Raw genomic sequence first — 12,233 nt, forward strand, 5'->3', positions numbered from 1 at the left:
TTTAGCTATTTACCCTATGGAAGGAGCAGATGCAAATATAGATGGAACTCCCGGAGAGCTAACAAAAAGAAGATATTTAAACTTTTCCAGGGGTGGAGCTGGCTTGATTTGGATGGAAGCAATTGCAGTTAATGAAAGTGGTAGATCAAATAATAAACAATACCTGGATCGGCTTAGCTTTTCTGATAACGATTTCCATATGCTCAGTGATAATGAATTAGAAGATTTAAAATATGATTTTTTAAACGCGGCCAAACTGGCAAAAAAAGCTGGTTTAGAAAACAGGCCCCTGGTTATGATAGAGAAAAATTGAATAACTATGGCTGGTTTTGGGAGATTAGCTTTTGCATATCCAGATTTTGCAAATGATATAATTAACAAAGCTGGGTTAGATGCTAAAAAAGTATGTATTACTTGCAGTAAATGTGCAGAACTAAAAGGTGCTGGCAAAAATGTTGGTTGTGTTATCAGAGATCAGCAAATATATCTTCCACTTTATAAAAATTAACTAAAATAACTAATAAATAAAATGTTAATAATAAAAGTGCAGTCTCCTTTATTTGCGGGGAGGAGCTGCACTTTTTTATTAAACTAAAAAATCTCCACTTAAAACAATTACAGCATAAACTGTAGGACCAACATGACATCCCAGAGTAGCACTAATGCGGCTGTTAAAAGTTTTAAGATTCAAATTGTTGTCTTGTTTGATCATTTCTATTAATTTATCTTTTGTGTCTATAAGATCAGATTCTCGGTCTCCATGAGCAAATCCAAACCAGATATTTTTGTCATCGCCTATTTTTTCTTCAATTTCTTCAATAATTTTATCCTGAGCTCTATGTTGACCTCTAACTTTCGCAATTGGTTTAACTTTTCCGGTTTCAGTACTAATTGAAATTACAGGGTTAATACTAAAAATAGAACCTAAGAATGAACTGGCTTTGCCGATGCGGCCGCCCTTTTCCATAAAAGTTAGGTCTTTAACAGTAAAATATAAATACAAGTTATCTTTTGCTTTCTTAATAGTTTTTATTACCTCATCCATTTTTTTATCTTTTTCAATTAATTTAGCGGCGAGAGTAACCAACATTCCCAGACCCAGAGAAATAGTGGAGGAATCAAGAACGGTGATTTTTTCAGCTGCTACCTCGCGAGCTGCTAATTTTGCTGATTCAAAAGTACCACTTAAGGCAGCAGAGACATGAATAGAAAGCAGCTGATCATGTTTTTGCAGCATTTTTTTATATTTTTTCATAAAAAGAGCTGGGGCAGGTCTTGAGGTATGTGGTAATTCTTTATTCTGATCAAGTTTTTTAAAGAAAGTTTCTGGATTGATATCAACCCCATCCTGAAACTCTTCTTCTCCAAAATGGACTGAGAGAGGTATAACCTCAATCTCATATTTTTCTAGTACTTCCTGATTTAAATCACAGGTACTGTCAGTTATAATACCAATACTCATTTTTCTGCTCCTTTCCTTAATTAAAAATTAAATTGCAGTGGTGACAAATACATTTCTGACTAAATTACAAAATTATTCTTTTAATTAATTTTAGCATCTAAAATTAGATTTGTCCATTTTTATACAGACTGGGGGATTTACCCATTATTTTTTTAAAAATTTTGGAGAAACTAAAGGGATCTTCATAGCCGACACTCAAAGCAGCAGATCGGACCTTTAGATTATAATTTTTTAATAGCAGCGCAGCCTTTTCCATCCTAAATTCAATTAAATACTGCTGGGGTGAGACATTGAGGAGTTCATCAAATAACTGCCAGAGATAAGAGCGATTCAAATTCAAATAGCTGGCAATATCTGATATTTTTAAATCAGGCCTGGAATAATTGCGGTCAATATAATTAACAGCTTTTTTGAGATATTCCCCCTTTAAATTTTCATTTCTATTTACCCGCTGTTTATTATCTTCAATTATTTCAGCAAAAAAGAAGTACAGCAGACCCAGTAATTTAATTTCTTTAGATTTTTTTAAATTACCTGTCTGACTCATCTCCAAAAATATATTTGACATTTTTTCAGGATTCTGAGCTCTAAAATATGGTTTTTCTCTGCTGATTCCAGCTTCTTTTAGATAATCTTCGGCCTTTAAGCCAGTAAAACCGATCCAGGAATACTGCCAGGGATTATTCTGGTCAGCCTGATAGTAAGAGAGAAGATGGGGCCAGATTACAAATCCCTGACCTCTATTTAACTCAAATTTATTATCATCAACTTTAAAGATACCTTTACCTCGATGAATATAGTGAATTAGAAAATAATCTCTAACTGCTGGTCCGTAACTGTGACTTTTACCACACTGCTGTGAACCACAGATATGGATTTCCATATCAGTTAAATGAAGCCGATCAATATCCAAATCCTGTTCTTTAGCCATAATATCCTCCCTGAAAAAAATATTTAAAATTAAAAACTAACATTAGGACATGTATTTTTGACATAAAACCATTTATATAAACATAGTACTATGGATATAATAAAATTACAAACTAAATTTAGAAGGAGAGACAATAATGACTAAAATTACTTTTATGGGAGCAGGGAGTACTGTTTTTGCAAAAAATGTTCTGGGGGACTGTATTTTAACTTCGGCTTTAAGGGAGTCCGAATTTGCTTTATATGATATTGATCAGCAGCGTTTAAAAGATTCTAAAATGATGCTTAAAAATATCAACAGCAATCATGGGGATTATGCTGAAATAAATGCTTATACAGACCGCCGGGCTGCTCTTGAAGATGCAGATTATGTAATCAATGCAATTCAGGTAGGTGGGTATGAACCTTCAACAGTTATTGACTTTGAAATTCCAAAAAAATATGGACTGAGCCAGACAATAGGTGATACACTGGGTATTGGTGGAATATTTAGAGCTTTAAGGACTATACCGGTTATGCTGGATTTTGCTCGTGATATTGAAGAAGTTGCTCCAGATGCCTGGTTTTTAAATTACACTAATCCAATGTCGATTTTAACTGGAGCCATGCTCAGAGCAACTAATGTTAAAACAGTCGGCTTATGTCACAGTGTTCAGATCTGTCATGAACAGCTGCTGGAGCCGCTTGGGATGAGTACTGAGAATCTGCAGTATAAAATTGCAGGGATTAATCATATGTCCTGGCTGCTGGAAATAACCCGGGAGGGGAAAGATCTTTATCCTGAGATTAAAAAGAAAGCATTAAATAGGGAAATTCCACATGATGACATGGTTCGTTATGAATTGATGAAGCGCTTTGGTTATTACATAACTGAATCAAGTGAACATAATGCAGAATATCATCCTTATTTTATTAAATCTAAGTATCCAGAGCTAATAGAAAAGTTTAATATCCCGCTTGATGAATATCCGCGGCGCTGTGAAAAACAGATTGCAGATTGGGAAGAGATGCGGGATGAGCTGGTTAAAAATGAAGAATTAGAACATGAGCGGACTCACGAATATGCCTCTTATATTATGGAAGCGATAGAAACTGGCAATCCATATAAAATTGGGGGAAATGTTTTGAATACAGGTTTGATTGAAAACTTACCCCGGAAAGCAGTTGTTGAAGTTCCCTGTCTGGTTGACCGCAGTGGAATATCCCCCTGCTATGTAGGAGAACTGCCAGAACAGCTGGCTGCACTAAATAGAACAAATATAAATGTTCATCTAATGACAATCAAAGCAGCCTTAGAAAAAAAGAAAGAATATATTTATCAGGCTGCACTACTTGATCCCCATACTGCTTCTGAATTATCTATTGACGATACGATTAATTTATGTGATGATTTAATAGAGGCTCATGGTGATTGGCTGCCCGAATATAAATAAAAATTAGCTGGGGTGAGGTTTAAAGAATGAGTAATAATAAAAAAAAAATAATAATACTTTCATTTACAATAATGTTTATGATAGGAGTTGTTAATAATATTCGAGGCCAGGTGGGACCCTATATTATGGATGACTTTGGCCTGAACTACAGCAGGCTAGGTTTTTTGCTTTCCTTTATCTCAATTGGATCAATGATAGTATATTTTATCAGTGGTAAATTAATTGAAAAGTTTGGACTTTTAAAAATCATTTTTTATGGGATAATTCATAATATATTGGCCTTAATATTTGTTTTTTTATCAGCTAATTATTATGCATTAATATTCTCACTATTTTTAGTTGGAGCAGGTGTTACAATTTTAAGTATTTCTGCTATTAATCTCACTTCAATTTCTTACAGTAAAAAAAGGGGTAAAATGATCAACTTACTCCATCTTTTTTATGGGGCAGGTGGGATGATCGCCCCTTATTTTGTAACTTTAGTTTTAAAATTAGGTTTTAGCTGGAATTATTCGTTTTTGTTTTCAATAATTTTACTATTAATTATCTTTTTTGAATTTAATTCAGCTTCACTGCCAGAAATAGAATCTGGTGGAGAAACGGTTATGAGAGCAACATCAGATTTGATTAAGGAGAAAAAAGTAATTTTATTTTCATTAATTGTATTTTTTCAGGTAGGAGTAGAATTTTCTCTGGTTACCTGGCTGGCCCCATTTTTAAAAGATGTAGAGGAGAGGACAGATTTGATGGTAAGTTTTTATCTTTCTCTCTTTTTTATAACCTTCACTTTAGGTAGATTTTTGGCCAGTTTTATTGTTGAAAAAATTGGCTATTATAATTATTTAATCTATACTGGAGGCACTGCCGCTCTCTTAATTTCTTTTGCTTTAATTGGTGGTTATAGCTTTACTATTCTAATACCGCTTTCAGGTTTATTTTTAGCCGGTCAGGTCCCCACACTTCAGGCTGCTATTCTAGATAGTTTTGGCGGCAGTGGTATAAAAGTGGTTGGTTTTGCCCAGACTGCAGGCATGGTTGGACTAACAGTTCTTTCTAACTGGGTAGTTGGTTTCATTAATGATTTTATTGCTATTGAGGCAGGTTTTATCTTTTTAGTTATAATCTTAACTATAGCAATGACAATTACATACTATTTGAAAAAAATAACTCAACATGAGACAGCAGAGTATAAAAGTTAAATAAAAAAACACTGCTTATTTTAGTTCAGCAGTGTTTTTAATTTCTATTAAATTTTATTAAGCTGCAAAACCCTGATTAGAAGATATTTCTCTGCTGGAGTTTTGATAAGAACTTTCTCTTTTGTTGATTAAATATTTATTTTCAAAAATAGAATCTTCATTTTTATTTATTTCCTGAGAACTTTCAGTTTCTTCATTTTCACCACTGATTTCATTTTGATTTAATTCTGACTGAGCTTCCATTTTCATTCTGGTAGCCTTTGCAGCAATCTGTAAGTCAGCCCCGGAGGGTTGTGCTGGAGCTGTTGCAGCACGTTTAATCTGATCTGCTTTTTTAACGGTCTCTTCAGGTGTTTTTGCCGGTGAGGTTTCAATATCAACTGAACCTCCAACTGCATAACGTCTATTATCCGGACCAGTAGTATAACTATATGAGGCTGAGCCAGCATACTGTCCACCTGCAGATTGATGAGCCATCTCATGAGCTCTAACTTCCCGATCTCGGCGTTTTAATTTTTCTATTTCTCGCTGTTCAGCTTTACTAAATTCATTTTCAGTTTGAGTTTCATTCTTGTTTTCATAATTTTTGTTTTGTCCTTCAGCAGAGCTAGAGGAGTTATCTACAGCATTATTAAAACTATTATTTTGATTACTTTTGTCTTCAGAAGTATTTAATCCTAAGTCAATATCTTTTGACTGAGAATTGCTGTTATTAATATTTGATTTAATTGCCCAACCTGGAACCGGCTGGCTGTTTAATGATGACAGAGCCAACATTTTGCTCACCTCTTTATTATCTTTTTTCTTATTATACTATATTTATAATTTTCAAGCAAATAATATTAAAAAAATTTCAAAATTTATTTCAGTGAAAACATTGGGCAGCTGCTTTACTAAATAAAAAAATAGTGTTATAATTAACTTTGTTAATTTAATAAATTAACAAAGAAACGGGAGTGAGAAGATGGAAAAAGGCAGTTTTAAAAATATGAAAAAACAAAATCAAAAAAATATACTTACTTTAATTAAAAATGAAAAGGGTATTTCTCGAGCTCAGATAGCAGATCAACTCGAAGTCTCTCGAGCAACGGTTACCAATATAGTCAGAGAATTGATTAAACTGAAACTAGTCAGAGAGTCTAAGATGGGTATGTCCAGAGGTGGCAGGAGACCAATGCTGCTTAAATTAAACTCTGAGGGAGCTTATGTAATTGGTATTGAATGGGGGATTGAAGCAATTAGGGCTGTTTTGTTAGATTTTGAAGCAGAAATAATTGAAGAAGATCAAATTAATACTGAAAAATATACACTGGCTGAATATAAAAATCATACTTTTTCTTTGATCAAAAAATATAAAGATCAGCTCAAAGACAGTAATAAAATAATTGGTATTGGTCTTGGAATTCATGGACTGGTTGATCCGGAAGCGGGAAAATCAATTTTTACACCTCATTTTGACTGGGGGGAAGTTGATATCAAAAGTATTCTGGCTGAAAAATATGATTATCCAATTTTTATTGATAATGATGTCCGGATGATGGCTGCCGGAGAAATCTGGCAGGATAGAGAGGATTTTATCTTTATCAATACCGGATCTGGTATTGGTGCAGCTTTAGTTTTTAAAGCTGAGCTTCACTATGGAAATAATTATGCAGCTGGAGAATTTGGACATATGAAAATCACTGATGATGGACCAATCTGCCACTGTGGTAAAAAAGGATGTCTGGAGGCACTTTCTTCTAAGGAAAGTATTATTGAACGCTATCACAAACTTAAAGATTTAAAAAGTGAGATAAATTTTGATCAGATAATGATAAATTTCCAAAAAGAAGAGAATGAAGCTCTAATTGTAATCAATGATGCCTTGAAATATTTTGGTCGTGCTATTTCTGATCTGGTAAATATTTTAAATCCAGAAGCAGTTATAATTGGTGGTTTATTTGCTGAATATGAAGAAACGCTAATTAAACCTCTTTATCAAATAGTTAAGGAAGAATCACTGGCCCAGGCGGTTAAAGATTTAAAAATAAGTACAGCCTATTACCAGGAGTTTGCTGGTGCTGCTGGGGCAGCAGAAAAAGTTTTGAATAATTTTTTTGAGCTTAAAATCTAAATTTAATAAAAACAATTAAATTTTAATTAAATTAGTGATAAATATTCAATATCACTAAGTATATTATACGAGGAGGAGAAAAGATGAATATTTTAGTAACAGGAGGAGCAGGTTATATCGGCAGTCATGTTCTCAAAGCACTGCTTAAAGAAGGACATCAGGTTGTTACCCTTGATAATTTACAAAAAGGGCACAAAAAAGCTGTAAAAGGAGGTAAATTTGTTAAGGGAGACCTGGCAGATAAAGAGCTTTTAAATCAGGTGATGGAAGAAAATCAGATTGAAGGTGTAATCCATCTGGCTGCAGACAGCCTGGTTGGAGAATCAATGGAGAACCCGGGTAAATATTATCGAAACAATTTTGCCAATGGGATTAACCTGTTAGAGGCCATGGTTAAGAACGGAGTTCAAAACATTGTTTTTTCTTCAACTGCAGCTGTTTATGGAGAACCAGATCAGATTCCCATCAAAGAAGATAATCAGACTGAGCCGACAAGCACCTATGGAGAAAGTAAGCTGTTTTTTGAAAAAGCATTGAAACGCTATGATGAAATTCATAACATAAAATATGTTTCTTTACGCTATTTTAATGCAGCTGGTGCAGATCCAGAGGGAGAGATCGGAGAGGCGCATGATCCGGAAACACATTTAATCCCGATTGTTTTGCAGACAGCTTTAGGTATCAGAGATAAGATTTATATTTTTGGTGATGATTATCCAACTCGTGATGGCAGCTGTATTAGAGATTATATTCATGTTACTGATCTGGCAGCAGCTCATGTGCTGGCAGTAGAAGCTCTGGCTGATGGTAAAGAGAGTTCAATCTATAATCTTGGTAATGGAGAAGGTTATTCTGTTAAGGAAGTTATCGATACAGTTAAAGAAGTTACAGGCCGTGATTTTGAGATTGAGGTCTCCGAGAGAAGAGCAGGAGATCCTGCAGTATTAATTGCAAGTTCTGATAAAATTCAAAAAGAGTTGGACTGGCAGCCTCAATATACTGAACTAGAAAAGATAATATCCACAGCCTGGCAGTGGCATAAATCAGGTGGCTTTGAGGTAATTTATTAAGCGGTGAACGTCTAATACGTAGGCTTTAAGAAAAGTAATGATTACCTAACCTAAAAGCAAAATTAATTTTTATTAGTTAAATTAATATTTTAAAAGAGGTGTAATTATGAATAAACAGGAGTTGTGGGATAACTTTGGAAGAACTTTTAGAGATTTTGATTTAGAAAGTGGAATTTATAAAGCTCCAGGGCGGGTTAATTTAATCGGTGAACATACAGATTATAATGATGGTTTTGTAATGCCAATGGCGATTGAAAAAGAGATTACAATGTTGGCCCAGCTGCGGCCAGATAGAAAAGTTAAGTTTTATTCCCTGGATTATGATCAGATGGTGGAATATAACCTGGACAGCTTAGAATATGATGAGGAAAATATCTGGGCAAATTATATAATGGGAGTTATTGATGAAATTCAAAAATTGGGATCAAGTCTGCAGGGATTCAATTTAATGTTTACCGGTAATATTCCTCAGGGTTCGGGATTAAGTTCTTCAGCTGCTCTGGAGGTAGTTACTGCTATGACAGTTGTTGATCTGCATAAAATAAAAATAGATGGAATAGAAATGGCTCTGCTTGCTCAGAGAGCAGAAAATAATTTTGTTGGAGTTCAGTGTGGAATTATGGACCAGTATATTTCCCGCCTGGGTCAAAAAGGCCACGCTTTGTTAATTGACTGTCGAACAAACGATTACCAGTTGGTACCATTTAAAGATGAAAATTATCAAATTGTGATCTGTAATTCCAGAGTGGAAAGAGGACTTGTAGATTCTAAATATAATGAGCGTCGGAGTGAATGTGAGCAGGCTGTAGAATTCTTTGCAGAAAAAGAAGCCAGTGAAATTACTGCTTTAAGAGATCTTGATCTGGAAACAGTAGAAAAATATAAAGATGAACTGGCAGAAAATGTTTACAAAAGAGCTCACCATGTAGTCAGCGAAAATGCAAGGGTGATAGAAAGTCAAAAAGCCTTAGAAGCTGATGAGCTTAAGAAATTTGGTGATTTAATGTATGCTTCTCATAAAAGCTTAAGTGAAGACTATGAGGTTAGCTGTGAAGAACTAGATATTTTAGTTAGCTTGGCAGCAGAAGCCGGTGTTGAAGGAGCCAGAATGACCGGAGCTGGTTTTGGAGGCTGTACGGTTAATTTAGTCAAAAAAGACCGTACAGAACAGTTTATTAAAATAATTAAAGAAAAATACAAAAAAGAAACCGATATAGATGCTGAAGTTTATATCAGTAATCCAGCTGCAGGTGCTAGAAAAATTTAGATAAATCTATTTAGTTCAATCAATTTGAGGTGATATTATGTCAGAATCATTTTTTGAAATCATAAATCTTAATACTCCTAAGCAAAAAAATTCTAAACTAAATAATTTTAACTTAGAATTAAAAAGAGGAGAAGTGCATGCAGTTATTGGACTTGAAGGTTCTGGCAAAAAAAATTTAACAAAAGCATTAGCAGGATTAATAGATGTAAAAGGGACTCTTTATTTAAACAGCAAAATGTTAGAAAACAAAATATCTTTTTTAAGAGATAATGGAATTGATTTTCTTTTTAATAGTTCTTCATTAGTTGAACAATTAACTATAGAAGATAATATTTGTTTAAATAATTATCCTAAATTAAAAATTTTACCATTTATTAATAAAATAAAAGCTAGAAGGAAAGCTGAAAAAATTATAAGTTTTATGGATTTAGATTTAAAACTCAAAAAAACTGTTTCAAATCTTTCTAAAGATGAAAAAAAACAGCTTTCTCTAGCAAAAATTCTTTATAATAAACCTAAAGTAGTTATAATGCACGAACCTACAGATGGTTTAAGTGTTGAGTCGATCAAAAAATTCTATGATAAAATTTATGAATATAAATCTACCGGAGGCTCCATTATATATATAACTAAACAATGGAAAGATGCTTTGAAAATTGCAGATAGAATATCAGTAATCTATATGGGTTCAATAATAGGAACTATTTCTAAATCAGAGGCTAATTTAAATCAGAATAAAATTTTGAATTTGATGCTAGGAAATTATGATAATGAAAAAGATAATTCATTTTTAGAAGATGAGACTCAGAAAATATTAAATACTGTTTTTAAAGCTACAGAATTTTTAACTTCAAATTATGAGTTGAAAGATGTGCTTAAACTACTTGCTGAATACAGTAGTGATTTTACAAAAGCAGATAACTGTATAATTAAGTTAATAGATGAGAATACTAAAACTTTTATTGATACTTTTAAATATGAAAAAGAAAGCGGTTTGGAAAGTGAAATAAAAAAAGAAAAATTATTTGCAATTACCAAAGATGAAAAAATATTTTTTTCAACTATTGATGATTCTGAGTTTAATGATATTTTTGTTAAAAAAAGTAGAGATGTCAAGTCAGTGATTATTATTCCCGTATTGATTAGATCTCAGGTTAGTGGAGTAATTCAGCTGTCATTTAGTTATAAGAAATCATATAATTATTCCAAAAAAGAAAGTATCTATCTTAATACTTTAGCTAAGCAGGCAGCTATTGCCATTGAGGACACAAGATTAATGGGGAGATCAACACTTCTTCAGGAGAGTCATCACAGAATTAAAAACAACCTGCAGTATATTATAAGCTTAATCAGCTTACAGAAAGATTTTATTAATAAAAACCCTAAAAATACAGATGAAATTTTAACTAATATTATCTGTAGAATTAAAAGTATAGCTGCAGTTCATGATTTATTATCAAAAGATAGTTTAGGCAGGAGTATCATTAATCTGCATGATATATTTGATGTAATTATTAAATTCTTAAACAGCAGCAAGATAGAGTTTAAAGTTAAAATTGATGATATTTTTATTTCATATGCAAAAGCCTCGGCAATTGCTTTAGTTTTTAATGAAATATTAAGTAACTGTATTGAACATGCTTTTCAAAATAAAGACACTGGAATTATAGAAATTTCATCCTATAAAAAGAATAATGAAATAAAATTAATTGTTAAAGATAATGGTAAGGGAATAGAAAAAGACTTTAAGATAGAAGAACAGGACAGCCTTGGCCTTTCAATAGTATATTCGATTATAAAACAGCAGTTTAAAGGGGAGATAAGTTTAAAAAGAAATATAAAAGGACCTGGTACTATTGTAGAAATTACTATACCTGAATAAGAGAGGTGAATTAATTTTAATGAAGAAATCATTAAATATTATATTAGCAGAAGATGAATCAATTATTTTAATGGGTATTAAATCAAATATTGAAAGTCTTGGCCATCAGGTCATAGCTCAGGCCTATGATGGTGTAGAAGCTGTTAAACTAGCTTTAGAAAAAGAAGTAGATTTAATAATTATAGATATTAATATGCCTAAGATGGATGGTATAGCGGCAATTGAAAAAATAAATAAAGAAAAGTTTGTGCCAGCAATAATAGTAACCGGCTATAATGATGAAAAATTAATTAATAGAGCTTCTAGAGCTGGGGCATTTGCTTATTTAATCAAACCAGTTGACGTTAATGATATTAAACCAGCAATCAATATTGCCTGGGCCAGATTTGAAGAGTTCCAAAAAGTCTTATCAGAATTAGACAGCAGCCAAAAAGCCTTAGAAGCCCGCAAAATTATCGAAAAGGCAAAAGGAATAGTTATGGATCGGAAAAGTATCAAAGAAAGTAAAGCAATGAAATTTTTACAAAAAAAGAGCAATGATACTAATAAAAAAATGATAGTAATAGCTAAAGAGATAATTGAAGCTGATCAAAAGTTTAAATAATATTGAAATTTTTGTTTAATATTCCAGCACAAAAAAACAATATTATGAAAATAGCAAAATATTTGACTTTTGCAAAAGTTGATGATATACTTAAAAAAATTAAAATATTATTCTGCTGATGGTTGGCAGAATAAATTGTGGTCATGAAGGCCCCCTTTAAACAGTTATGCTGTTTAGAGGGGGTTTTATGTCTTTTTCAAGCAAAATTTCAAGAAGGAGGTGAAATTAGAACTGTAATTCCATTTCAATTTCCAAAAAATTTAAGGAGGAGAG

Annotated in this window: 12 protein-coding genes; 9 read left to right on the forward strand and 3 right to left on the reverse strand. The window is 32.6% G+C overall.

Annotated elements, in window-relative coordinates; translation table 11 throughout:
• Positions 1 to 16: 16 nt before the first annotated feature.
• Together C7958_RS08890 and C7958_RS15770 are read left to right on the forward strand one after the other, a co-directional pair.
• Entirely contained in the window at positions 17 to 313 is a 297-nt protein-coding gene (locus C7958_RS08890; RefSeq protein WP_111572328.1) for a hypothetical protein, read from the forward strand.
• 6 nt (positions 314 to 319) lie between these two features.
• Complete coding sequence (locus C7958_RS15770) at positions 320 to 508, forward strand: hypothetical protein (RefSeq protein WP_111572329.1); 189 nt, start codon at positions 320 to 322, stop codon at positions 506 to 508.
• Positions 509 to 586: 78 nt separating this feature from the next.
• Here C7958_RS15770 and C7958_RS08900 read toward each other — a convergent pair whose 3' ends face one another.
• Positions 587 to 1,462, reverse strand: a complete 876-nt coding sequence (locus tag C7958_RS08900; RefSeq protein WP_111572330.1) for a DegV family protein — start codon at positions 1,460 to 1,462, stop codon at positions 587 to 589.
• A gap of 103 nt (positions 1,463 to 1,565) precedes the next feature.
• The gene (locus tag C7958_RS08905) at positions 1,566 to 2,393 is read right to left on the reverse strand and encodes an AraC family transcriptional regulator (RefSeq protein WP_111572331.1); all 828 of its coding nucleotides are present in this window, start codon (positions 2,391 to 2,393) and stop codon (positions 1,566 to 1,568) included.
• Between the two features lie 136 nt (positions 2,394 to 2,529).
• Between C7958_RS08905 and melA the strand changes: the two genes are divergently transcribed.
• A complete protein-coding gene (melA, locus tag C7958_RS08910) occupies positions 2,530 to 3,825 on the forward strand; it encodes an alpha-glucosidase/alpha-galactosidase (protein WP_111572332.1) in 1,296 nt (431 codons plus the stop codon).
• Positions 3,826 to 3,851: 26 nt separating this feature from the next.
• A complete protein-coding gene (locus tag C7958_RS08915) occupies positions 3,852 to 5,024 on the forward strand; it encodes an MFS transporter (protein WP_111572333.1) in 1,173 nt (390 codons plus the stop codon).
• 57 nt (positions 5,025 to 5,081) lie between these two features.
• On the opposite strand, the gene C7958_RS08920 is transcribed toward C7958_RS08915, so the two are convergent.
• Positions 5,082 to 5,801 carry a putative metalloprotease CJM1_0395 family protein gene (locus tag C7958_RS08920; RefSeq protein WP_111572334.1) on the reverse strand — a complete coding sequence of 240 codons (720 nt, stop codon included), beginning with the start codon at positions 5,799 to 5,801 and terminating at the stop codon, positions 5,082 to 5,084.
• A gap of 187 nt (positions 5,802 to 5,988) precedes the next feature.
• Between C7958_RS08920 and C7958_RS08925 the strand changes: the two genes are divergently transcribed.
• The 5 genes from C7958_RS08925 to C7958_RS08945 all read left to right on the forward strand — a co-directional run bounded on the left by C7958_RS08925 (position 5,989) and on the right by C7958_RS08945 (position 11,960).
• The gene (locus C7958_RS08925; RefSeq protein ID WP_111572335.1) at positions 5,989 to 7,137 is read left to right on the forward strand and encodes an ROK family transcriptional regulator; all 1,149 of its coding nucleotides are present in this window, start codon (positions 5,989 to 5,991) and stop codon (positions 7,135 to 7,137) included.
• Between the two features lie 83 nt (positions 7,138 to 7,220).
• Positions 7,221 to 8,207, forward strand: a complete 987-nt coding sequence (gene galE, locus C7958_RS08930) for a UDP-glucose 4-epimerase GalE (protein ID WP_111572336.1) — start codon at positions 7,221 to 7,223, stop codon at positions 8,205 to 8,207.
• Between the two features lie 106 nt (positions 8,208 to 8,313).
• Positions 8,314 to 9,474, forward strand: a complete 1,161-nt coding sequence (locus C7958_RS08935; RefSeq protein ID WP_111572337.1) for a galactokinase — start codon at positions 8,314 to 8,316, stop codon at positions 9,472 to 9,474.
• Positions 9,475 to 9,511: 37 nt separating this feature from the next.
• Positions 9,512 to 11,356, forward strand: coding sequence for an ATP-binding cassette domain-containing protein (locus C7958_RS08940; RefSeq protein ID WP_111572338.1), 1,845 nt, complete (start codon positions 9,512 to 9,514; stop codon positions 11,354 to 11,356).
• 19 nt (positions 11,357 to 11,375) lie between these two features.
• Entirely contained in the window at positions 11,376 to 11,960 is a 585-nt protein-coding gene (locus C7958_RS08945; protein WP_111572339.1) for an ANTAR domain-containing response regulator, read from the forward strand.
• The last annotated feature ends 273 nt before the right edge of the window (positions 11,961 to 12,233 follow it).

It is taken from the genome of Halanaerobium saccharolyticum (assembly GCF_003259895.1).
Lineage (GTDB): Bacteria > Bacillota > Halanaerobiia > Halanaerobiales > Halanaerobiaceae > Halanaerobium > Halanaerobium saccharolyticum_A.